Here is a 23,286-nt window from a genome sequence, read left to right on the forward strand (position 1 = left end):
GATGACCCGAGCAACGGCACCGGCGGCGAGCGCCTCGCCGCCGGCCGGCCGCACGGACGGCCGCGGCACCCGGCGTTCCCCGGTGCGCAGACTGATGGCCCGCCCTGAGGTGGGCGCGCTGATCGCGGCGATCGGCGTCTACGTCTTCTTCTTCGCCGTCGCCCCTTCGTTCCGCACCACGGGCGCCCTGTCCACGGTCCTCTACCAGGCGTCCGTCATGGGCATCATGACGCTGCCGGTGGCCCTGCTGATGATCGGCGGCGAGTTCGACCTGTCCGCCGGTGTCGCGGTCACCACCTCGGCGCTGACCGCCGCCGTCCTGAGCTTCCAGCTCACGGTGAACGTGTGGACCGGTGTGGCCGTGGCCCTGGTCGTCTCCCTGGCCGTCGGCGCCTTCAACGGCTGGCTGCTGATCAGGACAGGGCTGCCCAGCTTCCTGGTGACCCTGGGCTCCTTCCTGGTCCTCCAGGGCTCCAACCTCGCCGTCACCAAGATCTTCACCGGCAACGTCGCCAGCGACTCGATCGCCGACATGGACGGCTTCGACCAGGCCAGGAAGGTCTTCGCCTCCGAGTTCACCGTCGGGGGAGTGGGCTTCAAGATCACCATCGTCTACTGGCTGGTGCTCGCCGCGGCCGCCACCTGGCTGCTGCTGCGCACCCGGTTCGGCAACTGGATCTTCGCGGTCGGCGGCGACCAGGACAGCGCCCGCGCGGTCGGCGTGCCCGTCGGCCGCACCAAGGTCGTCCTCTTCATGGGGGTGGGGGCCGGCGCCTGGTTCGTCGGTATGCACCTGTTGTTCTCGTTCGACACGGTGCAGTCGGGCGAGGGTGTCGGCAACGAGTTCCTGTACATCATCGCCGCGGTCATCGGCGGCTGCCTGCTGACCGGCGGCTACGGTTCGGCGATCGGCCCGGTCATCGGCGCCTTCATCTTCGGCATGGTCAACCAGGGCATCGTCTACGCCAACTGGAATCCCGACTGGTTCAAGGCGTTCCTCGGCGTGATGCTCCTGGTCGCGGCCCTCGTCAATCTGTGGGTCCGCCGTACGGCGACCCGGAGGTGAACATGACTACCAACGGCAGCGGCCCGCACGGCAGCGGCCCGCATGACAACGGTCCGCACGGCGGCGTCCGCGAGGACACCGCGCCCGCGCAGGTCGCGCCCGTCGTCGAACTCCGGGGCGCGGGCAAGTCCTACGGCAACATCCGCGCCCTGCACGGAGTCGACCTGGCGGTCCGCCCCGGCCGAGTGACCTGCGTCCTGGGCGACAACGGCGCGGGCAAGTCCACCCTCATCAAGATCATCTCGGGGCTGCACCGGCACACCGAGGGCGAACTCCTCGTCGACGGCGCGCCGGTGCGCTTCAGCACCCCGCGCGAGGCCCTCGACCTGGGCATCGCCACCGTCTACCAGGACCTCGCCACCGTCCCGCTCATGCCGGTCTGGCGGAACTTCTTCCTGGGCTCGGAGATGACGCGTGGTCCCTGGCCCCTGCGCCGCCTCGACATCGAGCGGATGAAGCGGACCGCGGACGGGGAACTGCGCACCATGGGCATCGTCCTGGACGACCTGGAGCAGCCCGTCGGCACGCTCTCCGGCGGCCAGCGCCAGTGCGTGGCCATCGCCCGCGCCGTCCACTTCGGCGCCCGGGTGCTGATCCTGGACGAGCCGACGGCCGCGCTCGGCGTCAAGCAGTCCGGCGTCGTGCTCAAGTACATCGCCGCCGCCCGCGAGCGCGGCCTCGGGGTCGTCCTCGTCACCCACAACCCGCACCACGCCTACCTGGTCGGCGACCACTTCTGCGTGCTGCGCCTGGGCACCCTCGAGCTCGGCGCCGACCGCAGCGAGGTGAGCCTGGCGGAGCTCACCGACCACATGGCCGGCGGGGCCGAACTCGCCGCGCTCAGGCACGAGCTGGCCCAGGTCCACGGAGTCGACGTGGAGGAACTGCCCGAGGCGTAGAGCAGGGACGCGTGCCATCCGCGCCCGTTCCCCGCCCGGACGGCGTGCGGCCGTGGCACGGGCCCCGCGCCGTCGTCGACAGGCGGCGGGGTACGGCCGCTCTTATGCTGAGGGGATGCGGGGCCGTCCGGCCTTCGCCGCGCGAGGCGACGACCGGGCGGATCCGCTTCCTTCTGTCTCCGCACGGAGGAGCTGGCCCATGACGCACGCGTGCACACGACTGCGCAGGGGAGCCGTCCTCGCCACCGCGGTGGGGATGCTCATGGTGCCGGTCGCCGGAGGGGCGGCCCTGGCCGCGCCACCGACCGATCCGGGCGCCACCGCCGTCGCCCCGCGGCTGCCGTCCCCCTCCGCCGGCGGCGTCCGCGACCTCACCCCGGCCGTGCAGCGGCTGTTGGACGCGACCGTGCAGCACGTGATCAGAGAGGCGGGCATCCCCGGTGCGAGCGTGGGCATCTGGACACCCGACCAGGGGCAGTACGTGAAGGCCTTCGGCGTCGCCGACAAGAGCGACGGCCGGGCCATGTCGACGGACCTGTACACCCGGATCGGCAGCGAGACCAAGACGTTCACCGTCACGGCGCTGCTGCAACTGGTCGACCAGAAGAAGGCCGGCCTCGACGACACGATCGACCGGTACGTCGACGGTGTGCCCAACGGGGACCGGATCACCCTGCGCCAGCTGGCCGGGATGCGCAGCGGCCTGTTCAACTACACGGACGACGACGGCTTCTTCAAGGCCCTCACGTCCGACCCGCAGCGCTCCTTCACGCCTCAGCAGCTCCTCGACTACGCGTTCAAGCATCCGGTGCTGTTCCAGCCGGGCCAGAAGTTCGACTACTCCAACACCAATCTGATCCTGCTCGGCCTGGTCGTCGAGAAGCTCTCCGGGCAGAACGTCGAGGACTACATCCACGACCACATCCTGAAGCCGGCCGGGATGGACCACAGTCTCCTCCCGACCGGGGCCGAGTTCCCGGAGCCGCACGCGCAGGGCTACACGAACCAGACCGCCAGCGGGCAGGTCGAGGACGCCGCGGGCTGGAACACCTCCTGGGCCTGGACCGCGGGAGCGATGGTCTCGACACTGGACGACCTGCGGATCTGGGCACGGACGGTCGCCACGGGGGTCCTGCCGGACGGCAGCGCCATGGTCAGCCCCGCCGTCCAGAAGCAGCGGCTGACCACTCCGGCGACCCCGGTCCCGGGTGTCGGCTACGGCCTCGGCATCTTCAACGTCAAGGGCTGGATCGGTCACAACGGCTCGCTGCCGGGCTACGAGTCGCTGACCGTCTACCTGCCCTCGGCGCAGGCGACGCTGGTCGTGCTCATCAACACCGATGTCGACTACAAGGGCACCGAGCCGAGCACCGTCCTCGGCGAGGCGATCACAAAAATCATCTCTCCCGACCATGTCTTCAACCTTCCGGCGGAACCCGCGGCCCGGTGAAATACGTCGAAGCGGTGAAGGCGCCCGCGTGCCGGACACGTGGACGGACATTGCTACGGGGAGGCCGAGTTGACGCACACGGAGCACGACGAGACGGTGCCGGACACCGCGGAGGCCCGGCGGCAGGCGCGGTTCGGCGCCCTGCCGGAGCGGATCCGGCCGCAGGACACGGTCGAGGAGCGGCCGGCCACCGCGCCGGACCCGGCACGCAACGCCTACGACCCGGACGAGTGGCTGGTGCGCTACTGTCTGTGAGTCGACGGTGACGGCGATGGGAAGCCCGGGCCGCCCGTCAGGTGGCCCGCACCTCGTCGATCCGTACCGGCCGGTGCTCGCGCAGCGACAGCGCGCATGCCTCCGCGATCCAGCCGGCCTCCAGCGCGTCCGCGATCCGGCACGGGGACGGCCTGGTGCCGGCGACGACCTCGGTGAACGCGGCGAGTTCGGCGCGGTAGGCGTCGCCGAAGCGGTCCATGAAGAAGTCGTGCGGGACACCGGCCGGGAAACGCGCGCCCGGTTCCACCGAGCGCAGCGGCAGCTTGTCGTCGAGGCCGACGGCGATCGAGTCCGAGAAGCCGTGCAGCTCCAGCCGGACGTCGTAACCACGGGCATTGTGACGGCTGTTGGAGACCAGGGCGATCGTGCCGTCGTCCAGGGTGAGGACCGCGCCCGTGGTGTCGGCGTCACCGGCCTCCCGGATGAAGTCGGCGCCGCGGTTGCCGCCGACCGCGTACACCTCGGTCACCTCACGGCCCGTCACCCAGCGGATGATGTCGAAGTCGTGCACGGAGCAGTCGCGGAAGATGCCTCCCGAGGCGGCGACGTACGCGGCCGGCGGCGGCGCCGGGTCCAGGGTGGTCGACCGGACCGTGTGCAGCCTGCCCAGCTCGCCGGACCGGACGGCCGCGCGGGCCGCGACGAAGCCCGCGTCGAAGCGGCGGTTGAAGCCGATCTGGACCGGGACGCCACGGCCCCGGACCGCCTTCATCACCTCGACGCCCTCGCGCATGGTGCGCGCGACGGGCTTCTCGCAGAAGACCGGGACACCCGCGTCCACGGCGGCCAGGATCAGCGCCGGGTGGGCGTCGGTCGCCGCCGCCACCACGACGCCGTCCACCCCGGCGGCCAGCATCTCCTCGGGCGAGTCCGCGACCTCGGCGCCGAACCGCTCGCCCGCCGCCTCGGCCGCCCGGGCGAACGGGTCGGCGACGACGAGCGACCGAACGGCGTCGAGCGCGGAGAGGGTCTCGGCGTGGAAGGCGCCGATGCGGCCGAGGCCGAGGATTCCGATGCGCATGGGGACGGACGCTCCTTGGGTGCGGGGGCGGGCGACGTCTGGCCGCCACTCTTGTCGGTACAAATACCCCGAACCCGCCTACCGCGACGCCACGTCGACCCAGGTGCCGTCCCGTGCGGACCGCGCCATCGCGTCCAGCGCGGCCGCGCTCGCCACGGCGTCGCCGAGGCCGGCGCCGTACGGGGTGCCCTCGGCGACCGAGCGCAGGAAGCGGTACGCCTCGATCACCTTCAGGTCGTCGTAGCCCATCGCGTTCGCGGCGCCCGGCTGGAACGCGCCGAACTCGCCGTCGCCCGGCCCGACATGGCGCGTGGTCACCGGCTGGTCCTGGTAGTCCGTGCCACGGCTTACGCCCAGCTCGTTCATCCGGCGGAAGTCCCAGAAGACGGCGCCGCGGGTGCCGTGCACCTCGAAGCCGTAGTTGTTCTGCTCGCCGACCGACACCCGGCAGGCCTCCAGTACACCGCGGGCCCCGGAGGCGAAGCGGAGCAGACAATTGACGTAGTCCTCGTTCTCGACCGGTCCGCACTCCCCGCCCGGGGCCCGCTCGTGCCCGGCCGTCGCGCCGGACGGGCGGGGCCGCCGCGGCACGAAGACGGCCGTGTCGGCGGTCAGCGACGCGAGGTCGCCGAGCAGGTACCGGGCCAGGTCCACGCCGTGCGAGGCGAGGTCGCCCAGCACTCCGCTGCCGCCCCGCCGACGCTCGTACCGCCAGGTCAGCGCGGCCTCCGGATGGGCGGCGTAGTCGCTGAACAGCCGGATGCGGACATGGGTGACGGTGCCGATCCCGCCGGTGGCGATCAGCTCGCGGGCGGCCTGGACGGCCGGTGCGGCGCGATAGTTGAAGCCGACCGTTCCCTGCACTCCGGCCCCGGCGACCGCGTCCGCCACCGCGCGGGCGTCCGCCGCCGTCAGGCCCACCGGCTTCTCGATCCAGAGGTGCTTGCCCGCCTCGGCCATCGCGACCCCGATCTCCCGGTGCAGGAAGTTCGGGGCGGTGACACTGACCGCCTCGACACGCGGGTCGGCGGCCACCTCGCGCCAGTCGCGCACGGCGGTGGCGAACCCGAACTGTCCGGCGGCCTCCTCCGCCCGGCCCGGCACGTCGTCGGCGACCGCCACCAGCCGCGGAGCCAGGGGCAGGTGCGGATAGTGGTGCCGGACCCGGGCGTACGCCCGGGAGTGCACCCGGCCCATCCAGCCGAACCCGACGACGGCGACACCGAGCGTACGCAGCACCATGACAGCCCTCCTGGACCGGTCCGGGTATCCGTCCGGCCCACCCTGGGCGCGGGAGACCCCGGTGTCAAAGACCCTGGACGGCACCCTGCCCGGCCCCGCCCTGCCCGGTCCTGCGCTGTCCGGCCCTGCCCTGCCCGGTCCTGTCCGCCCCCGCCCTGTCCGGTCCTGCGCTGTCCGGTCCTACGCTGTCCTGTCCTGTCCTGTCCTGTCCTGCCCGGCCCTGCCCTATCCCGCCCTGTCCCGCCCCGCCCGGCCCGGTCCTGCGCTGTCCGGGCCCGTCCGGGCGGGCGCGGTGCCCGGCGGCCCTCACAGATTGATCGCGTACACCTTGCGCAGGGTCTCGTGGACCGTCCACGTCGTCCGGTCGCCCTCGCGCAGCACCGCCAGGTCACCCGGTCCGACCCGCAGCGTGGGACCGCCCTCGACCTCGATCGTCGCCGAGCCGCTGACCACGACGAACAGTTCGTCGGCCTCCGTGTCGGTGACGACGCCGGGCGTGATCTGCCAGACCCCGCGGAGCTGCCGGCCGTCGTCGGACTCCCAGACCACCTTCCCGGTCACCTCGGGGCTGCCGGAGACGATCTGGGCGGGGTCGAGCGGCTCGGGTTCGAGCTCGGCGTCGGGGACGTGGACCACGAAGCTGGGGATCATGGGCCGACCCTAGCCAGCGGAGCCGCCGGACGGCCGCCGACAGGGTGTGCAGTATCGGCTCGTGCGGCGGGACACTTCGTCGGGGCCGCGCGCGCTGGCGCGGGCGCCCGGCGCGCGTGATCGTCGAGGTATGACCGAGACGACGGCGACCGCCGACGCGCACCGGCACGACACCCTGGAGGCCGTCTTCTTCGGCGGTGTCTACGGCGCCGTACTGGCCAGCTCGATGGTCGCGGCGCTGACCCAGTACGGCCGCACCGACCAGGCGGGCCGTCGCTACGACGCCGCCTGGCTGCTGGTCACGGCGCTCGCGTCGGCGTTCGCGCACGGCTACGCCCACTACGTCGCCGAGCGCCGGCCCCAGCGCCGCCGGGACCTGCTGCGCAGCCTCGCCGACGAGTGGCCGCTGGTCGCCGCCGTGCTGCCCACGGTGGCGCTGCTGGCCGCGGCGGGCTGGGGCAGGCTGCCGCCGAACGGCGTGGAGTACCCGGCGTTCGCCCTGAACATCGCGCTGCTGTTCGCGCTGGGCCTGGTCACCTCGCGGCGCCTGCGGCGGTCCTGGACCAAGTGCGTGCTGGTCGGGCTGGGGGACGCGCTGCTCGGACTGGCCGTCGTGGTCGCGAACGCCCTCATCAAGTAGGGACCGGACCCGCGCCCGGCCGGTCGGTGGGCCGGTCGGGGACGGCGCGGAAGGAGCACCCGGCACCGCCCCGGGACCGCGGCGCCGACGAATCACGCGCCCCTGGGGCCGATCATGCGCGCAATACAGCAGACAAAATTGTTGACAATCTTGTTTGGCTAGATTTAGGTTCGACAGGCACTCACTCAGGGAGGGCACATGCCGACAGAAGCCCGTCCGAGCACCGGGGAGCAGGCCAAGCAGCACGCATTGACGCGGCTGCGGCAGGCGATCCTGCACGGCGACATGGCACCGGCGCAGCGGTTGGTGGAGAACGAGCTCGCCGAGCAGTTCGGTGTGACACGGGCCAGCATCCGGGCCGCGCTCATCGACCTGGAGTCCCAGGGACTCGTCGAGCGCATCCGCAACCGCGGTTCGCGGGTGCGGGTGGTGACCGTGGACGAAGCGGTCGCCATCACGGAGTGCCGCATGGTCCTCGAAGGGCTGTGCGCGGCGAAGGCGGCCGTCGCGGCCAGCGACGATCAGCTGAGCGAACTGACCGACCTCGGCACGGCCATGACCAAGGCCGTGGCCGACGGCGAGCCGGTGACCTACTCCGACCTCAACCACGAACTGCACGTCCGGATCCGGGAGTTCTCCGACCAGCGGACCGCCCAGGAACTGCTGGAACGGCTCAACGCCCAACTGGTGCGACACCGCTTCCAGTTGGCGCTGCGTCCCGGACGACCGCAGCAATCCCTGAACGAGCACCTGGCCATGATCGAAGCGATCCGGGCCAGGGACCCGCAGGCGGCCGAAGCGGCCGTCCGCGCCCATCTCGACAGCGTGATCGCGGCGTTGCGCGACTGAAGCGCAGCCGACCGGCACACGCGGGACGGGCGCGTACCTGTCCATCAAGGCCGGTGAGCCGAGAGGGCGTGCCTGTGTCGGAAGGGTGCGCGCGCAGGCCCGAAGGGCCGAGCGCGCCCGCCCCGTCGGCACAGGCGACAGCGCCCGGCGGCCGACCGAGCCCGTAAGAAGGAGAGATCCCAGCAATGACGCATGGCAACGCGCCCGCCGGCCCACCACGCTCGACCCTCGTCATCACCGCGCACGCCGGGGACTTCGTCTGGCGTGCGGGCGGAGCCATCGCCCTGGCCGCCTCCAGGGGAGAGAAGGTCACCATCGCGTGCCTGACCTTCGGGGAGCGCGGGGAGTCCGCGAAGGCGTGGCGCGAGGGCAGGACGCTCGACGAGATCAAGGCGATACGCCGCGACGAGGCCGAGCGCGCCGCCGCCGCCCTCGGTGCCGAGGTCCGCTTCTTCGACGCCGGCGACTACCCCCTGGTCGCCACCGCCGAGCTGACCGACAAGCTCGTCGAGGTCTACCGCGAGACCCAGCCGGACGTCGTCCTCACCCACCCGGTCGAGGACCCCTACAACGGCGACCACCCGGCCGCGAACCGCATGGCGCTGGAGGCCCGCGTGCTCGCCCAGGCCATCGGCTACCCCGGCCCCGGCGAGATCATCGGCGCCCCGCCGGTCTTCTTCTTCGAGCCGCACCAGCCCGAGATGAGCGGCTTCAAGCCCGAGGTGCTGCTCGACATCACCGAGGTGTGGGACACCAAGCGCAAGGCCATGGAGTGCCTGGGCGCCCAGCAGCACCTGTGGGACTACTACACCGACCTCGCCGTCCGCCGCGGCGTCCAGCTCAAGCGCAACGCGGGCCCCAACCTGGGCCTGGCGCACAAGACCATGGCCGAGGCCTACATGCGTCCGTACCCGGAGATCGCGAAGGAGCTGGCATGAGCGGCGTGATCGTCACCGGCCCGCCGAAGGCGGACGCCAAGGACGTCGACGCGCTGGCCGGCTTCGGCGTGGCCACCGTCAGCGAGGCGATGGGCCGTACCGGCCTGCTCGGCCCGGACATCCGTCCCGTCCAGCAGGGCGTACGGGTCGCGGGCACCGCGGTCACCGTGCTCAGCTGGCCCGGCGACAACCTCATGATCCACGCGGCCGTCGAGCAGTGCGGCGAGGGCGACATCCTGGTGGTGACCACCACCTCGCCGTCCACCGACGGCATGTTCGGCGAGCTGTTCGCCACCGCGCTCCAGCGGCGCGGCGTGCGGGGCGTGGTCACCAACGCCGGCATCCGCGACACCCAGGAACTGCGCGACATGGGCTTCGCGGCCTGGGCGCGGGCGGTCTCCTCGCAGGGCACGGTCAAGGCCACCGGCGGCTCGGTCAACGTGCCGATCGCCATCGACGGCCAGGTCGTGCGCCCCGGTGACGTGATCCTCGCCGACGACGACGGCGTGGTGGTCGTCCCCCGCGAACGCGCCCGCGCCACGGTCGAGGCGTCCGAGGCCCGCGAGGCCAAGGAGGCCAGGACCCGGGCCGCCTTCCTCGACGGCGAACTCGGCCTGGACCGCTACAGGTTGCGCGAGACCCTGGTGCGCCTCGGCGTCGAGTACCGCAGCTACGAGGAGTACACCGGCGAGGGAGCCGGATCGTGACCGGCGGGTCCGAGGAGGTGCCCTGCCTGCTGATGCGGGGCGGCACCTCCAAGGGCGCCTACTTCCTGGCCGCCGACCTGCCCGCCGAACCGGCCGCCCGCAACGCGCTGCTGCTGCGCGTCATGGGCAGCCCGGACGAGCGGCAGATCGACGGCCTGGGCGGGGCGCACCCGCTCACCAGCAAGGTGGGCGTGATCTCGCCGTCCGCCGACCCGCGGGCCGACGTCGACTACCTGTTTCTTCAAGTGGCCGTCGACCGGCCGGAGGTGAGCGACCGTCAGAACTGCGGGAACATCCTGGCCGGGGTCGGCCCGTTCGCGGTGGAACGCGGGCTGGTCCCGGCGGGGCCGGAGCGCACCGCCGTACGCATCCGGATGGTCAACAGCGGCGACCTCGCCACCGCGACCTTCCCGACGCCTGGCGGCCGCCTTTCCTACGCTGGGGTCACAGAGATTTCCGGGGTGCCCGGTACGGCTGCGGCGGTGACGATCGAGTTCCCGCCGGGGGAGGGCCCGCTGCTGCCCACCGGCAACGTCCGGGACATCATCGACGGCATACCGGTGACCTGTGTGGACAACGGCATGCCGACCGTGCTCATGGCCGCCGCCGACCTCAAGGTCACCGGCTACGAGAGCCCCAAGGACCTGGAGGAGGACCTCGCGCTGGCCGACCGGCTGCGGGAGATCCGCCTGGCGGCGGGCCGGCTGATGGGGCTGGGCGACGTCTCGGACACCACCGTGCCCAAGCTCACTCTGCTCGCCGCACCGCGTGACGGCGGTGCGATCACCACCCGGACCTTCATTCCGGTGCGCTGCCATCCGTCGATCGGGGTGCTCGGGGCCGCGAGCGTCGCCGCGGGCCTTCGGATCGAAGGGGGCGTGGGCGCCGGGCTCGCCCGGCTCCCGGCCCGGGGTGACCGAGTTCGCATAGAACATCCCACCGGGTTCCTGGACATCGAAAGTAGCCTCGGGGCCGGACCCGACGGCCTGCCCACAGCCCGCCGCACGGCCGTCGTCCGCACGGCTCGCAAGATCTTCGACGGCACCGTGTTCCCCAGGTCCGCCGAGACGGGACCGTTCCGGTCCCCGGCACCGTGTGCCGCGCCCGCATCCGCACCATCCCGAGGAGGTCAGTGATGACTCCGCCGCTCGGCGACATCGCCCACATCGGCCACGCCCAGCTCTTCACCCCGGACCTGGACGCCAGCGTCGCCTTCTTCACCGACTACCTGGGCCTCACCGTCAACGGGCAGCAGGGCGACACCGTATATCTGCGCACCTTCGACGACTACGAGCACCACAGCCTGGTGCTCACCGCCCGGGAACAGCCCGGCCTCGGCCGGCTCGCCCTGCGCACCTCCAGCGAGGAGGCCCTGCACCGCCGGATCGAGGCGATCGAGGCGGCGGGCGGCACCGGCCACTGGGCCGAGGACGAACCGGGCCTGGGCAAGCTGTACGTCACCACCGACCCGGACGGCCACGAGCACGCCCTGTACTGGGAGAGCGAGTACTACCGGGCCCCCGACGAGCTGAAGCCGGCCCTGAAGAACCAGCCGCAGGCCAAGCCGAACCGGGGCGTGGGCGTGCGGCGCCTGGACCACATCAACTTCCTGGCCGCCGACGTGCTCGCCAACGCCGAGTTCCAGCAGAACGTGCTGGGCGCCCGGCCCACCGAGCAGATCCGCCTCGACACCGGGAAGATCGCCGCCCGCTGGCTGACCTTCACCGACAAGTCGTACGACGTCGTCTACACCTCGGACTGGACCGGCTCGGCCGGCCGGCTGCACCACATCGCCTTCGCGACCGACACCCGCGAGGACGTCCTGCGCGCCGCCGATCTCGCCATCGACAGCGGTGTGTTCATCGAGACCGGTCCGCACAAGCACGCCATCCAGCAGACGTTCTTCCTGTACGTCTACGAGCCGGGCGGCAACCGGATCGAGCTGTGCAACCCGCTCACGCGGCTGGTGCTGGCCCCCGACTGGCCGCTGATCACCTGGACCGAGGCGGAGCGCGCCAAGGGGCAGGCCTGGGGCCTCAAGACGATCCAGTCCTTCCACACGCACGGCACACCGCCGGTCGCGTAACGGGGACTTCCGCGGGGGTGGGCGCGCACCGAGGTGCGCGCCCACCCCCGCGCGCATACGACGACGAGGCCCCTCCACCAGATCGTTGATGAGATTGTTGACAAAAGCGTTGACACTCCTGGGGGAGATCCTTAGCGTCTAGCGCACACCGGGTCGGCCGCACGAGCCGCGACGACCCTCCCCCGAGTCCTCGGTCCCGCCCGAGCAGGGGGACCCTCATCGAGTTCCTCCAGGGAACGCCTCCTGGACGAGAGGAAAACAAAGATGTCCTCCTCCCTCGCGCTGCCCGCCCGCGGCAGCAGACTGGCCTTCCTGGTCGTCGGTCTGTGCTGGCTGGCCGTCCTCTTCGACGGCCTCGACATGTTCATCTACGGCTCGGTGCTGCCGCACCTGCTCGCGACGAAGACCTTCGGCCTCACCCCCGACCAGGCCGGCGACCTCGGCAGCTACGCCACCTTCGGCATGCTGGTCGGCGCCCTCACCGCGGGCACCGTCGCCGACCGGATCGGCCGCAAGAAGCTCATGGTCGCCTGCGTGGCCCTGTTCTCGCTGGCCTCCGGCGTGTGCGCCCTGGCGGACAGCCTCGCGGTCTTCGGCCTCGGCCGGACCCTGGCGGGCATCGGCCTCGGCGGCCTGCTGCCCACCGCGATCAGCATGGTCTCCGACTACGCCCCCCGCGGCCGCGGCGCCATCGTCATCGGCCTGCTGATGACCGCCCACCACGCCGGCGGCATCCTCTCCGCCTACGTGGCCAAGTGGCTGGTGGAGCCGGTCGGCTGGCAGTCCGCGTTCTGGGTCTGTGTCACCCCGCTGCTCTTCGCCCCGGTGCTGGCCAAGTTCCTGCCCGAGTCGCTGAGCTTCCTGGTCGCCAAGGGCCGCACCGAGGAGGCCCGCGCGCTGGCCGACCGCTACGACGTGGAGCTGCCCGCGACCAAGTCGTCCGTCCGCCAGGGCGCGGCCGACCGCTGGAACGCGCTGGTCAACCTCTTCCGCGGGGGCGAGTGGACGCAGACCCTGCTGTACTGGCTGGCCTCCTTCGGCGGTCTGCTGCTGGTCTACGGCGTCGCCACCTGGCTGCCCACCCTGATGCGCGCCGAGGGCTACGAGCTCGGCTCCGCCCTGACCTTCGTGGTCGTCTTCAACCTCGGCGGCATCGTGGGCATGCTGCTGGCCGGCCGGGCCGCCGACCGCTTCGGCGCCCCGCGGGTCTCCGCGCTCTGGTTCGCGCTGACCGCCGCCGGAGTCTTCCTGCTCAGCGTCCACATGCCGATGGGCGTGACCATGGTGGTCGTCTTCCTCACCGGCGTCTTCCTCAACAGCGCCCAGACGATGATCTACGCGACCGTCTCGATCCGCTCCAACCCGGGCGACCGCGCCACCGCCGTCGGCTGGACCTCCGGCATGGGCCGCTTCGGTGCCGTCTTCGGCCCGTGGCTCGGCGGCCAGCTGCTCGCCGCGAACCACGGCGACTGGGGCTTCACCGCCTTCGCCCTGGCAGGCCTGTCCTCGATGGTCTTCATCGGGATCGCCGCCCTGCGCAGCACCAGGGCCGCGGGCACGGACAGCGCGGAACAGGAACTGGTCGCCGCCCACTGACCGCGACCCCACCCGGACCCGGGGGACCATGAGGGACGCCGGCCCCCGCAACCACGCGGGGGCCGGCGTCGCGCCTTTGGGGGGGTGCCGGGCCGGGATCAGCCCATCTGGTCCGCGGCCGAGAGGTGTTCCACCGTCGTGCCCGTCTCCGTGAACGTCCGCGTGACGTGGCCTGAGGAGTACACCCACAGGATGCGCAGCGGACGGTCGCCGACGTTGCGGAAGAGGTGGGGGACCGGGGAGGGGATGTACGTCGTGTCGTACCGCTCCAGCCTGGTGACCTCGCCGTCGACCCACACCTCCGCCTCGCCGTCGAGGACCGTCACGTGCTCGTCGCAGTTGTGCGAGTGCAGCGGCGCGCCGGAGCCCACCGGATAGACGCTCATCCCGCTGGTGATGCGGTTCTCCCCGCCCGCCGACGGGGTCGTGATCAGCGGCGTCGTCACGACCGAACCGCCCCTGTCCAGCAGCGGCACTGACGCGACCTTGATGATCGTGGTCATCCGGGGTTCCCTTCCACTTCCGACGTGATGCGAGGAACGACGTTAGGTCGCCGGGGCGTCGACAAGTGCCCTCCGGCGTGCAGGTTTACCTTGCATTCCGAGGAGGGTGAGCATCCCGGACCCGGCTGTACCGTCACCTGTCACCGCACGGCTTCTCGACCCGTGAGTGAAACGCGCCGGAAAGAAAAGGCAGGTAACGGCCAGATGAGGCTCCCCGTTCTCGACGAAGAGGAAATGGACCCGCGGCAGCAGGAACTGGCGGCCCGTATCGCCGGCCGCCGCGGTGCCGTCCGCGGCCCCTTCCGGGTCTGGCTGCACAGCCCGGAGATGTGCGAACGGGCCGAGTCGCTCGGCGCGTTCGCCCGGTTCGACTGCAGTCTTCCCAAGCATCTGCGGGAACTCACGCTGCTGATGGCGGCCCGCAACTGGGACGCGCAGTACTCGTGGAACGCGCACGTGCACCAGGCGATCGAGGCCGGCATTCCGCGGACCGCCGTGGAGGCCATCGCCGAAAAGCGCGAAGCGGTCTTCGACAACGAAGTGGACCAGGTTTTCTACCAGTTCTGCCGGGAGATCCTCGACGAGCATTTCGTCACCGACGAGACGTTCGCCCGCGCCCTCGCGCACTTCGGCTCCAAAGGCCTGGTCGACACCATCGGCGCGCTCGGCAACTTCACCATGCTCGGCATGTGTCTGAACACCTTCCAGGTCGACCTCCAGGCCGACAAGGAACCCCCGTTCCCCGACATCCGCGGCTACGGACGCCTCCTCGCCGCGGCCGAACGGCCGCAGCCGTGAGTTCCCCGACCCGCCCGCGTACGCAGGGAGGTACTGCCGTGACCGCGAGCAAGAGCACCGACAGCGGTGCCGGTACGGCCGCCACGGCCGTCCTGCGGATCCGGGGCGTCCGCAAGAGCTTCGGCGGGGCGGCGGCGCTCAAAGGGGTCGACCTCGACCTGTACCCGGGCGAGATCCACGCCCTGATGGGCATGAACGGCGCCGGCAAGTCGACCCTAGTGCAGGTGCTGTCCGGGGTGCACCAGCCCGACGGCGGCACCGTGGAGGTCGACGGTCACGCGCACCCCGGGCTGACCGTGCGCAGGGCCCGCCGGCTCGGCATCGCCTCGGTGCCGCAGCGCCGCGAACTGGCCATGGGCCTCACGGTCGCCGAGAACGTCCTGCTCGGCGACCTGCCCACCCGGGCCGCCGCGGTGCGCTGGAAGGCCGTACGGCAGCAGGCCCGCGAGGCGCTGCGCTCGCTCGGCATCGACATCGACGTGGCGCGGACCGCGGGCTCGCTCACCGTCGCCGAGCAGACCATGGTCGAGGTGGCCCGCGAGGTCCGCCGCGGCGGCCGCGTCCTCGTCCTCGACGAACCGACCGCCTGTCTGAGCGCCAAGGACGCCGACCGGATCCGCGCCCTGGTGCGCCGGCTGCGCGACGACGGCGTCGCCGTCGTCTACATCTCGCACTACATCGACGAGGTGATGGCCGTCGCCGACCGCGTGACCGTCCTGCGGGACGGATCGGTGGTGCGCACCGGGCCGGCCGCGGACCTGGACCCCGCCGGACTGGTCCGCGCCATGGTCGGCCGGGACGTCGTCTCACGGCGCCCCGAACGCCCCGCGCCGAAGGACGAACTCGGCCTGGACATACGTTCGTTGAGTCAGGGTCGGGCGATCAGGGACTTCTCCGTCGAGGTGCGCAGGGGCGAGGTCGTCGCCGTCCTCGGACCGGCCGGCGACGCGCAGTCGAGGCTGTTCGACCTGCTGTCGGGACGGCAGCGGCCCGACCGCGGCGAACTGCACGTGGACGGCCGCCCGGTGGCCGTCGGCAGCATCCCGGCCTCCCTCCGCAGCGGCCTGCGCTGCGTCACGGGCGACCGCCGCACCCTGGGACTCGTACCGGACCTGTCCCTGGACGAGAACCTGATGCTCGCCGACGACCGCTTCACCCGCCGCCGGCTGCACCGCCGGGACCGGCTCGCCCGCCGGGCCGAACCGGTGCGCCGCGCCTACGGGGTGGTCTCCCTCTCCGGGAACCCTCCGGTGAGCGCGCTGTCCGGCGGCAACCAGCAGAAGGTCCTGCTGGGCAAGTGGCTGGAGACCGGACCGGCCGCCTGCTTCCTCGAAGACCCAACCAACGGCGTGGACATCGCGGCCATGGCCGACATCCACACCCTCGTCGACGACCTCGCCGCGCGCGGAGTGGCCGTACTGCTCGCCTCCTCCTCCGCCGAGGAGGTCATGCGGCTGGCCGACCGGGTCGTCGTGGTCAGCGCCGGCCGCACGGTCGCCGTGCACGACATCACCGCCATCACGCGCGACGAGCTCGTCGCCACCGCTCTCGGAGGTCAACCGCAGTGAGCGTCAAGACCCTTGCCGACGCCCCCGGCGTCTCCGAGCCGCCCGCCCGGCGCCGCTCCCGGTTCTCGCCCGGCGCCCTGCGCGGCGTGCCGCACGCCGGTCTCCTCGCGGTCCTGGTGATCGTGGTCGCCTTCACCGCGCTGCGGACCGACACCTTCGCCACCGACCGCAACATCGTCAACATCCTGAGCCAGGTGAGCGTCAACGCCGTGCTCGCCGCCGGTCTCACGCTGCTGATGACCGCGGGCGGCATGGACTTCTCCATGGGCAGCAACGTCGCGGTCACCGCCGCCGTCGCGGCCAAGCTGCTGGCGAGCGGACAGCCCACCGGTTACGCGGTGGCCGTCGCGCTGCTGCTGGGCACGGCCATCGGCCTGGTCAACGGGCTGGTCGTGACGTTCACCAGGGTGGCGCCCTTCGTCGCGACCCTGGCCTCGGCCACCCTGCTAGACGGTGTCGCCCTCCTCGTGCACGACGGCAACACCATCTCCATCGGCACCCGGATGTTCGCGCTCGGGAACAACAAGGTGCTCGGCGTCCCGTATCTGCTGGTCGTGGCGGTCCTGGTGCTGGCGGCCACCGCCCTGGTCATGAGGTTCACCGTGTTCGGCCGGGACGCCTTCGCCATCGGCGGCAACGAGCACGTCGCCCGCCTCAGCGGCATCAACGTCACGGCGCGCAAGCTCGTGCTCTACGGCACCACCGGCGCCCTCTCCGGGCTGGCGGGCCTGATGCTGCTGTCCCGGCTGGGCTCCAGCAGCCCCGGCGGCACCGCCGGCCTCTCGCTGCAACTCGCCGTCGTCGCCGCGGTCGTCATCGGCGGCACCTCGCTCGCGGGCGGCTACGGCACCGTGACCGGCACCGCCCTGGGCCTGGTGCTCCTCGGCGTGGTCGCCAACGCCCTCAACCTCCTGGACTTCTCCAGCAACTACCAGCCGGTCTCCGTCGGCGCGGTGCTGCTCGTCGCGGCCGTCGCCAACGAGATGCACAAGGCCCGCTCCGCGCGGCACTGAGCACCCCCCGCACCCTCTCCCCCCGCACCCTCTTCACCCCCTCGCACCCTCCTCGCTCCCGCACGTCCTGATCACAGCCCGCCGTGCTCACGGTCCGTCGCGCCCGCAGCCCGTCGTACCGGCAGTCCGCCGCGCCCGCGGTCCTTCGTGCCCCAGCCCGTCCCGAAAGGCGGTCCACCATGAGACTTCCCGCCCGTTCCCGCCACGCCCTGTTCGCCGCGGTCGCCTGCACCACCCTGGTGCTCAGCGCCTGTGCCGACAGCGACGACCCGTCGAGCTCCGGTGACGTCACCCTCGGGTTCGTCAACGGCGGCGACACCAGCTTCCACAGCTGTCTGCAGAAGGCCGTCGAGCAGACGGCGAAGACCGAGGACGCCAAGGTCTACACGTCCAACTCGCACCAGAACGCCGGGACCGAGCTGTCCAACATCGAGGACATGATCTCCCGCAACGTCAGCGCGCTGATCGTGCAGACCGTGAACGTCGACGCGCTCAAGGGCGACATAGCCAAGGCGAAGGCGTCCGGCATCCCGATCTACCTGACCTCCGTGGCCACCAGCGACGCCGGCGACATCCTCGGCGCGGCCGTCGTGGACCTGAAGAAGGTCGGCAGCCTGGACGCGGGCTGGATCGCCCAGGACGCCGGTGGCAAGGACGTCCAGGTGGGCATCGTCGCGGGCGCCCCGGGGGCCGCCTCCGACCTGCTGGTGGGCGGGTTCAAGAGCGGGCTGCCGGCGACCGCGAAGGTGGTCGCCAACCAGCCCGGCATGTTCAACCCCGCAAAGGCCCAGGACGTGGCGGAGAACATGATCCAGGCCAATCCGGACCTCGACTACGCTTTCGTCGCCAACGAGGAGATGGCCTTCGCCGTGCGCAAGGCCTTCGACGCGGCGGGCGCCAAGGACGTCAAGATCGTCACCGTCAACGGCACCGACGAGGGGCTCGCCGCGGTCAAGAGCGGTCAGTTCTCCGCCACCGTCGCGAACTCCGCGCTGACCATCGGGCAGACCGCGGTGAAGAACTCGGTCGCCCTCCTTGCCAAGAAGAAGGTTGACAAGATTGCCAACATTCCTCTTGTGTTGGTCACCAAGGACAACCTGAGCGAGGCGCCGCAGTACTGCCCGAAGTAGGTCCCACCGGACCTGCCGCCGGGCCCCCACCGGTCACCGGTGCCCGACTCGTCATGTCCGAGCCGCACGTCCGTCGAGTCGCCGAGATGTCCTGGTGGAGCCGCTGTCAGGACATTCCGGCGGGGTTCGGCGACCCCTTTGCCCCCTGTCCCGGCGCGGGCCGGACAGGGAGTGGTCCCCGGAGGAAACATGGATCGCTTGCTCCTCATGCACAGCTTCGTCACCGTCGCCCAGGTGGGCAGCTTCAGCGGGGCCGCCAAGAAGCTGGGCTCGTCGGGTTCGCTGGTGTCGAGGCACGTCGCCGAGCTGGAACGCCAGGTGGGGGTCCGCCTGGTCAACCGCACCGCCCGCTCGGTCAGCCTCACCCAGCCCGGACAGCGGTACGCGGAGTTCGCCGCCCGCATCCTGGAGGAGATCGAGGCCGAGGACGCCGGCATCGCCCGGCTGCACGACCGGGCCGAGGGGACGCTCAGCATCATCTGCCCCAAATGGATAGGCAGTCTGGATCTCGGCGACGCCATCGCCGCCTTTTCCGCCGCCCATCCGAAAATCCAGGTCCGGTTCGAACTCGGCGGGATGTCGGACCGCACCTACGACTTCCTGGACGGCGGATTCGACGTCGCCTTCCACACCCGGGACCTGCGGGACTCCAGCGTCCGCCTGAAGAAGATCTCCTCGCTGCCCTTCGTGCTGTGCGCCTCGCAGGACTACATCAAACGGCACGGCGCCCTCGCGCACCCGAACGACGTCGCAGCCCACGACTGCCTCGTGCACGTCAACGACCCGGTGTGGCGCATCGGGCACGGTCACGCGAGCACCCTGCACAAGATCCGCAACATCGCGTTCTCGTCGAACTCCTACATCGCCCTCCAGAAGGCCGCCGTGCACGGCCGGGGCATCGCACTGCTGCCCCAGCGGCCGGCCTACGACGACCTCGTCTCCGGCGCCCTCCAGGTGCTGCTGCCGGAACTGGCCGTACCCGACCGCCCGCTGTACGCGATCTACGGTCCGGGGCAGGACACCCCGCGCAAGATCAGTGTGTTCCTGGAGTTCCTCGCCGACTGGTTCGCGCGCAATCCGTTCCCCGCGCTGCGATAACGGCCGTACGAAAAGCGCGGTGGTGCGAAAGCGCGAGAGCGCGGGCCGGTCGCGCAAGAAACGATTGCGCACTCCGTGGAGCTCGGGCCATTGAGGCCCTCGCACCCCGAAATCTACGCTCGCCAGGCGACCCGGAAACGAGGAATCCATGGGAATCCAGAGAATCGAATCGGTCACCTACAGCATCGACGACCTCGACGAATGCGCCCGGTTCTTCGACGACTTCGGTCTGTTCCTACTGGAACGGACCGGCGAACACGCCGTGTTCGAGACGCTCACCGGACAGACCCTCCACCTCGACACCGACCCCGGCACCCTGCTGCCGCCGCCGGTGGAGAGCGGCCCCACCCTGCGCGAGGTGGTCTGGGGCGTCGACACCACGCAGGAGCTGGAACGGCTGGTGGCCGCGGTGGCGAAGGACCGCCCGGTGCGCGAGAGCGCCGACGGCGTCCACCACACCGTGGACGAGACCGGTTTCGGCGTCGGCCTCACCCTCGCCCGGCCGCGGCCCGCGACCGTCGAGCCCCGGCCCGCCAACGCGCTCGGCAGCGTCCGGCGCTGGAACGCGGCGCTGGAGCCGATCACCCGGGTGCGCCCGCTGCGCATGTGCCATGTCGCGCTCAACATCCCCAAACAGGGCAAGGACGAGGCCGTCGCGTTCTACACCGGCCGCCTCGGCTTCCGCCCGACCGACGTGGTCGAACCCATGGGCGTGTTCATGCAGGCCCCCGGCGACGACGACCAGCACACCATGCTGCTGTGCCACCGCCCCGACAAGGCGGGCGTCAACCACATCGCCTACGAGGTCCCCGGCTTCGACGACGTGATCGAGGGCGGCAACCACATGATCGACCACGGGTGGCGGGAGGCCCGCCGGCTCGGCCGCCACACCATCGGCTCCAACGTCTTCCGCTTCCTGCACGCCCCCTGCGGCGGCCGGGTCGAGTACGCGGCCGACATGGACCGCGTCGACGACACCTACGAGACCCGGGTGCACGAGACCACCCCGCCCCACCACATCTGGGCGCTGCGCACCAACCGCGACCAGCAGGACGCCACCCCCGCGTCCTGAACCGTCCCCGGCCCGCGGGCCGGACCCCAGCTCGCTCCTGAGAGGGCACCCACCCATGACCACCGACCACGGCTACCCCGCCGTCCGCATGTACATCGCGGGCGAGTGGTGCCAGGGCGGCACCGGACGTACCGCCCCGATCGTCGACCCGGCCACCGAGAAGGTGATCGGAGAGGTACCGCTGGCCACCCCCGCCGACCTGGACCGCGCGCTCGACGCCGCGACGGCCGGCTTCCGGACCTGGCGCGAGACGCCCGTAGCCCGGCGCACCGGGATCCTGCACACCGCCGCCGACCTGCTGACCGAGCGCGCCGCCGAGGTCGGCCGGGTGATGACCCTGGAGCAGGGCAAGCCGCTGGCCGAGGCCACCGGCGAGGCCCGCCGGGTCGCCGACACCCTGCGCTGGCACGCCGACGACGCGCGCCGCGCCTACGGCCGCATCATCCCCTCCGAGCCCGGCACCCTGCTGACCGTGCGGCGCGAACCGGTCGGCCCCGTCGCCGCGTTCGTACCGTGGAACTTCCCGGCCGGCGGCCCGATGCGGAAGATCTCCTCCGCGCTCGCCGCGGGCTGCTCGATCGTCATCAAGGCCTCCGAGGAGACCCCCGCCACCGCCGCCGCCCTGGTCGCCTGCTTCGCCGACGCGGGCCTGCCCGCCGGGGTCCTCAACCTCGTCTTCGGAGAGCCGGCCGAGGTCTCCGCCCACCTGATCGACGCCCCGGCCGTCCGCCTGGTCGCCTTCACCGGCTCGGTCCCCGTCGGCAAGCTGCTCGCCGCCCACGCGGGCCGGGTCATGAAGCCCTCCCTGATGGAGCTCGGCGGACACGCCCCGGTGATCGTCTGCGCGGACGCCGACCCCGTGAAGGCCGCACGCCGGGCCGCACAGGCGAAGTTCGCCAACGCCGGCCAGGTGTGCACCTCGCCCAGCCGCTTCCTGGTCCACGAGAGCATCGTCGAGGCCTTCACCGCCGAGTTCGTACGGGCCGCCGAGGCCGTCGTCGTCGGGGACGGCCTCGCCGAGGGCACCACGATGGGCCCGCTGGCCAACGAGCGTCGGCTGAAGACCATGGAGCGCCTGACCGCGGACGCCGTCGCCCGCGGCGCCGAGATCCGCACCGGCGGCGAACGCCTGGACCGCCCCGGTTACTTCTTCGCGCCGACCGTCCTGACCGGCGTACCGGCGGACGCGGAACTGATGCACGAGGAGCCGTTCGGGCCGCTCGCGCCGATCGTCCCGTTCACCGACCTCGACGAGGCGCTCGCGATCGCGAACGCGACTCCGTACGGACTGGCCGCCTACGCCTTCACCGAGTCCGCGGCCACCGCCGAGCGGCTGGTGGCCGGGCTCGAGGCCGGCATCCTCTCCGTCAACCACTGCGGCGGATCCGTCTCCGAGGCCCCCTCCGGCGGCGTCAAGGAGAGCGGCTACGGCCGCGAGGGCGGCCCCGAGGCGCTGGACGCGTACCTCGTCACCAAGCGCGTCTCCCACCTGCTGGTGCCATGAGGTACGCCCGAGTCTCGGCCGGGGGGCGCGCGATGTGGGCCAGGGTGGGGGAGGAGGACGTCGAGCTGCTGTCCGGCTCCCCGATCGAGACCCACCCCGAGGTCCTCGGGGTCCTGCCCCGCGCCGACGCCGTCTGGCTGCCGCCCGTCGTGCCGCCCGTGTTCTACGCGGTCGGCATGAACTACCCCCGGCACATCGAGCACGCCGCCCGGCTGGGCAACCCCGCCGCCGTCGTGCCCGAGCGGCCCGAGGTCGGCTACCGGGCCAACAACGCGCTCACCGGCCACCGCACGCCGATCGTCCGACCGGCCGAGGTGGAGGGACGCTTCGAGGCCGAGCCGGAACTCGTCGCCGTCATCGGCCGCACCCTGCGCCACGCCACGTACGACGAGGCCCGCGCGGCCGTCTTCGGCTGGACCATCGGCAACGACGTCAGCGCCCGCACCTGGCAGCACCAGGACCGCACCTTCTGGCGCAGCAAGAACAGCGACACCTTCAAACCCATGGGGCCCTGGATCGAGACGGACGTCGACGCCCTCGCCCAGACGACGACGCTCCGGGTGAACGGCGAGGTACGCGCCGCGTTCCCCACCGGCGACATGGTCTTCGACCCCTTCGACTACATCGTCGAGATCACCAGGCACAACACCATGCTGCCCGGGGACGTGCTGTGGATGGGCGCCGAGTCCACCTGCGGACTCGCGCCCGGGGACACCGTGGAGGTCGAGATCAGCGGCATCGGCACGCTGTCCAACCCCGTACAACTCGAAGAGGAGCAAGGGAACCGGCCATGAGCGCAGAACCCCGCTACATCCACCACGTCAACTTCCCCACCACCGACCCCGACCGGACCGCCGCCTGGTACACGAAGGTCTTCGGGATGAAGCGCATCATGCCCAAGTCCAACACCCGCGTGGTGCTGATGACACGCGGCAACTTCGACCTGCACTTCACCCCGGTCGAGGAGATGGAGCGCATGGCGCCCTACCACTTCGCCGTCGAGGTCGACGACTGGGACGACTTCCTCGCCCACCTCAAGGAGCTCGGCATCCGGCACACCCGCCCGATCCAACGCCCCGAGAACCAGTCGAAGTTCTGCTACATCCACGACCCCGACCACACCATGATCGAACTGGTCTACCACGCCAAGCGCCCCAACTGACCGCCACCGAGCAGGAG

General features: G+C 71.5%; 24 protein-coding genes. 20 read left to right on the forward strand and 4 right to left on the reverse strand.

The features are described from left to right. The first annotated feature begins 1 nt into the window (after nucleotide 1). From ACWC24_RS23455 to ACWC24_RS23470, 4 genes are all read left to right on the forward strand, one after another. Nucleotides 2-1,066, forward strand: a complete 1,065-nt coding sequence (locus ACWC24_RS23455) for an ABC transporter permease (protein WP_450664812.1) — start codon at nucleotides 2-4, stop codon at nucleotides 1,064-1,066. Nucleotides 1,067-1,068: 2 nt separating this feature from the next. Further along, nucleotides 1,069-1,965 (forward strand): ATP-binding cassette domain-containing protein, encoded by an 897-nt coding sequence (locus tag ACWC24_RS23460; RefSeq protein WP_450664813.1) that lies wholly within the window; start codon nucleotides 1,069-1,071, stop codon nucleotides 1,963-1,965. Nucleotides 1,966-2,164: 199 nt separating this feature from the next. Then, nucleotides 2,165-3,415 carry a serine hydrolase domain-containing protein gene (locus ACWC24_RS23465; protein WP_450664814.1) on the forward strand — a complete coding sequence of 417 codons (1,251 nt, stop codon included), beginning with the start codon at nucleotides 2,165-2,167 and terminating at the stop codon, nucleotides 3,413-3,415. Nucleotides 3,416-3,484: 69 nt separating this feature from the next. Next, nucleotides 3,485-3,670, forward strand: coding sequence for a hypothetical protein (locus ACWC24_RS23470; RefSeq protein WP_152891614.1), 186 nt, complete (start codon nucleotides 3,485-3,487; stop codon nucleotides 3,668-3,670). 37 nt (nucleotides 3,671-3,707) lie between these two features. Here ACWC24_RS23470 and ACWC24_RS23475 read toward each other — a convergent pair whose 3' ends face one another. From ACWC24_RS23475 to ACWC24_RS23485, 3 genes are all read right to left on the reverse strand, one after another. Next, the gene (locus ACWC24_RS23475) at nucleotides 3,708-4,712 is read right to left on the reverse strand and encodes a Gfo/Idh/MocA family protein (protein WP_450664815.1); all 1,005 of its coding nucleotides are present in this window, start codon (nucleotides 4,710-4,712) and stop codon (nucleotides 3,708-3,710) included. Nucleotides 4,713-4,790: 78 nt separating this feature from the next. Then, nucleotides 4,791-5,951, reverse strand: coding sequence for a Gfo/Idh/MocA family protein (locus ACWC24_RS23480; protein ID WP_450664886.1), 1,161 nt, complete (start codon nucleotides 5,949-5,951; stop codon nucleotides 4,791-4,793). A gap of 309 nt (nucleotides 5,952-6,260) precedes the next feature. Continuing rightward, nucleotides 6,261-6,605, reverse strand: coding sequence for a cupin domain-containing protein (locus ACWC24_RS23485; protein WP_450664816.1), 345 nt, complete (start codon nucleotides 6,603-6,605; stop codon nucleotides 6,261-6,263). A gap of 130 nt (nucleotides 6,606-6,735) precedes the next feature. On the opposite strand from ACWC24_RS23485, the gene ACWC24_RS23490 reads away from it, so the two are divergent. From ACWC24_RS23490 to ACWC24_RS23520, 7 genes are all read left to right on the forward strand, one after another. Then, nucleotides 6,736-7,245: a hypothetical protein gene (locus ACWC24_RS23490; protein ID WP_450664817.1), complete on the forward strand. Its 510-nt coding sequence runs from the start codon at nucleotides 6,736-6,738 to the stop codon at nucleotides 7,243-7,245. A 198-nt stretch (nucleotides 7,246-7,443) separates the two neighbouring features. Next, nucleotides 7,444-8,094, forward strand: a complete 651-nt coding sequence (locus ACWC24_RS23495) for a GntR family transcriptional regulator (protein WP_450664818.1) — start codon at nucleotides 7,444-7,446, stop codon at nucleotides 8,092-8,094. A gap of 185 nt (nucleotides 8,095-8,279) precedes the next feature. Next, entirely contained in the window at nucleotides 8,280-9,032 is a 753-nt protein-coding gene (locus ACWC24_RS23500; protein WP_450664819.1) for a PIG-L deacetylase family protein, read from the forward strand. Then, complete coding sequence (locus tag ACWC24_RS23505; RefSeq protein ID WP_450664820.1) at nucleotides 9,029-9,739, forward strand: 4-carboxy-4-hydroxy-2-oxoadipate aldolase/oxaloacetate decarboxylase; 711 nt, start codon at nucleotides 9,029-9,031, stop codon at nucleotides 9,737-9,739. Before ACWC24_RS23500 ends, ACWC24_RS23505 begins: the two co-directional genes overlap by 4 nt. Beyond that, complete coding sequence (locus ACWC24_RS23510) at nucleotides 9,736-10,875, forward strand: 4-oxalomesaconate tautomerase (RefSeq protein ID WP_450664821.1); 1,140 nt, start codon at nucleotides 9,736-9,738, stop codon at nucleotides 10,873-10,875. Before ACWC24_RS23505 ends, ACWC24_RS23510 begins: the two co-directional genes overlap by 4 nt. After that, entirely contained in the window at nucleotides 10,875-11,825 is a 951-nt protein-coding gene (locus tag ACWC24_RS23515; protein ID WP_450664822.1) for a catechol 2,3-dioxygenase, read from the forward strand. The genes ACWC24_RS23510 and ACWC24_RS23515 overlap by 1 nt, the downstream gene beginning before the upstream one ends. 264 nt (nucleotides 11,826-12,089) lie before the next feature. Beyond that, on the forward strand, nucleotides 12,090-13,421 hold the full coding sequence (locus ACWC24_RS23520; protein ID WP_450664823.1) for an MFS transporter: 1,332 nt from the start codon (nucleotides 12,090-12,092) through the stop codon (nucleotides 13,419-13,421). 98 nt (nucleotides 13,422-13,519) lie between these two features. Here ACWC24_RS23520 and ACWC24_RS23525 read toward each other — a convergent pair whose 3' ends face one another. After that, entirely contained in the window at nucleotides 13,520-13,924 is a 405-nt protein-coding gene (locus ACWC24_RS23525; RefSeq protein ID WP_450664824.1) for a cupin domain-containing protein, read from the reverse strand. A 234-nt stretch (nucleotides 13,925-14,158) separates the two neighbouring features. Here ACWC24_RS23525 and ACWC24_RS23530 point away from each other — a divergent pair, with 234 nt between their 5' ends. From ACWC24_RS23530 to ACWC24_RS23570, 9 genes are all read left to right on the forward strand, one after another. Beyond that, on the forward strand, nucleotides 14,159-14,722 hold the full coding sequence (locus tag ACWC24_RS23530; RefSeq protein ID WP_450664887.1) for a carboxymuconolactone decarboxylase family protein: 564 nt from the start codon (nucleotides 14,159-14,161) through the stop codon (nucleotides 14,720-14,722). Between the two features lie 38 nt (nucleotides 14,723-14,760). Beyond that, complete coding sequence (locus tag ACWC24_RS23535; RefSeq protein WP_450664825.1) at nucleotides 14,761-16,290, forward strand: sugar ABC transporter ATP-binding protein; 1,530 nt, start codon at nucleotides 14,761-14,763, stop codon at nucleotides 16,288-16,290. After that, a complete protein-coding gene (locus ACWC24_RS23540; RefSeq protein WP_450664826.1) occupies nucleotides 16,287-17,303 on the forward strand; it encodes an ABC transporter permease in 1,017 nt (338 codons plus the stop codon). Before ACWC24_RS23535 ends, ACWC24_RS23540 begins: the two co-directional genes overlap by 4 nt. Before the next feature lie 179 nt (nucleotides 17,304-17,482). Next, nucleotides 17,483-18,433: a sugar ABC transporter substrate-binding protein gene (locus tag ACWC24_RS23545; protein WP_450664827.1), complete on the forward strand. Its 951-nt coding sequence runs from the start codon at nucleotides 17,483-17,485 to the stop codon at nucleotides 18,431-18,433. A 189-nt stretch (nucleotides 18,434-18,622) separates the two neighbouring features. After that, a complete protein-coding gene (locus ACWC24_RS23550) occupies nucleotides 18,623-19,531 on the forward strand; it encodes a LysR family transcriptional regulator (protein ID WP_450664828.1) in 909 nt (302 codons plus the stop codon). A 148-nt stretch (nucleotides 19,532-19,679) separates the two neighbouring features. Continuing rightward, nucleotides 19,680-20,603, forward strand: coding sequence for a VOC family protein (locus tag ACWC24_RS23555; RefSeq protein WP_450664829.1), 924 nt, complete (start codon nucleotides 19,680-19,682; stop codon nucleotides 20,601-20,603). Nucleotides 20,604-20,658: 55 nt separating this feature from the next. Continuing rightward, a complete protein-coding gene (locus tag ACWC24_RS23560; protein WP_450664830.1) occupies nucleotides 20,659-22,107 on the forward strand; it encodes an NAD-dependent succinate-semialdehyde dehydrogenase in 1,449 nt (482 codons plus the stop codon). Further along, nucleotides 22,104-22,901, forward strand: a complete 798-nt coding sequence (locus ACWC24_RS23565) for a fumarylacetoacetate hydrolase family protein (protein ID WP_450664831.1) — start codon at nucleotides 22,104-22,106, stop codon at nucleotides 22,899-22,901. Before ACWC24_RS23560 ends, ACWC24_RS23565 begins: the two co-directional genes overlap by 4 nt. Continuing rightward, nucleotides 22,898-23,269, forward strand: coding sequence for a VOC family protein (locus ACWC24_RS23570; protein WP_152891899.1), 372 nt, complete (start codon nucleotides 22,898-22,900; stop codon nucleotides 23,267-23,269). Before ACWC24_RS23565 ends, ACWC24_RS23570 begins: the two co-directional genes overlap by 4 nt. Nucleotides 23,270-23,286 lie beyond the last annotated feature (17 nt).

The sequence above is a fragment of the Streptomyces sp. NPDC001443 genome, assembly GCF_053597355.1.

What these genes read in the sequence shown, in the direction of transcription:
- ACWC24_RS23485 (WP_450664816.1), bottom strand. Translation starts at nt 6,605, where the DNA reads ATGATCCCCAGCTTCGTGGTCCACGTCCCCGACGCCGAGCTCGAACCC.
- ACWC24_RS23515 (WP_450664822.1), top strand. Translation starts at nt 10,875, where the DNA reads ATGACTCCGCCGCTCGGCGACATCGCCCACATCGGCCACGCCCAGCTC.
- ACWC24_RS23500 (WP_450664819.1), top strand. Translation starts at nt 8,280, where the DNA reads ATGACGCATGGCAACGCGCCCGCCGGCCCACCACGCTCGACCCTCGTC.
- ACWC24_RS23495 (WP_450664818.1), top strand. Translation starts at nt 7,444, where the DNA reads ATGCCGACAGAAGCCCGTCCGAGCACCGGGGAGCAGGCCAAGCAGCAC.
- ACWC24_RS23565 (WP_450664831.1), top strand. Translation starts at nt 22,104, where the DNA reads ATGAGGTACGCCCGAGTCTCGGCCGGGGGGCGCGCGATGTGGGCCAGG.
- ACWC24_RS23560 (WP_450664830.1), top strand. Translation starts at nt 20,659, where the DNA reads ATGACCACCGACCACGGCTACCCCGCCGTCCGCATGTACATCGCGGGC.
- ACWC24_RS23555 (WP_450664829.1), top strand. Translation starts at nt 19,680, where the DNA reads ATGGGAATCCAGAGAATCGAATCGGTCACCTACAGCATCGACGACCTC.
- ACWC24_RS23550 (WP_450664828.1), top strand. Translation starts at nt 18,623, where the DNA reads ATGGATCGCTTGCTCCTCATGCACAGCTTCGTCACCGTCGCCCAGGTG.
- ACWC24_RS23520 (WP_450664823.1), top strand. Translation starts at nt 12,090, where the DNA reads ATGTCCTCCTCCCTCGCGCTGCCCGCCCGCGGCAGCAGACTGGCCTTC.
- ACWC24_RS23505 (WP_450664820.1), top strand. Translation starts at nt 9,029, where the DNA reads ATGAGCGGCGTGATCGTCACCGGCCCGCCGAAGGCGGACGCCAAGGAC.
- ACWC24_RS23475 (WP_450664815.1), bottom strand. Translation starts at nt 4,712, where the DNA reads ATGCGCATCGGAATCCTCGGCCTCGGCCGCATCGGCGCCTTCCACGCC.
- ACWC24_RS23530 (WP_450664887.1), top strand. Translation starts at nt 14,159, where the DNA reads ATGGACCCGCGGCAGCAGGAACTGGCGGCCCGTATCGCCGGCCGCCGC.
- ACWC24_RS23465 (WP_450664814.1), top strand. Translation starts at nt 2,165, where the DNA reads ATGACGCACGCGTGCACACGACTGCGCAGGGGAGCCGTCCTCGCCACC.
- ACWC24_RS23570 (WP_152891899.1), top strand. Translation starts at nt 22,898, where the DNA reads ATGAGCGCAGAACCCCGCTACATCCACCACGTCAACTTCCCCACCACC.
- ACWC24_RS23525 (WP_450664824.1), bottom strand. Translation starts at nt 13,924, where the DNA reads ATGACCACGATCATCAAGGTCGCGTCAGTGCCGCTGCTGGACAGGGGC.
- ACWC24_RS23490 (WP_450664817.1), top strand. Translation starts at nt 6,736, where the DNA reads ATGACCGAGACGACGGCGACCGCCGACGCGCACCGGCACGACACCCTG.
- ACWC24_RS23545 (WP_450664827.1), top strand. Translation starts at nt 17,483, where the DNA reads ATGAGACTTCCCGCCCGTTCCCGCCACGCCCTGTTCGCCGCGGTCGCC.
- ACWC24_RS23455 (WP_450664812.1), top strand. Translation starts at nt 2, where the DNA reads ATGACCCGAGCAACGGCACCGGCGGCGAGCGCCTCGCCGCCGGCCGGC.
- ACWC24_RS23460 (WP_450664813.1), top strand. Translation starts at nt 1,069, where the DNA reads ATGACTACCAACGGCAGCGGCCCGCACGGCAGCGGCCCGCATGACAAC.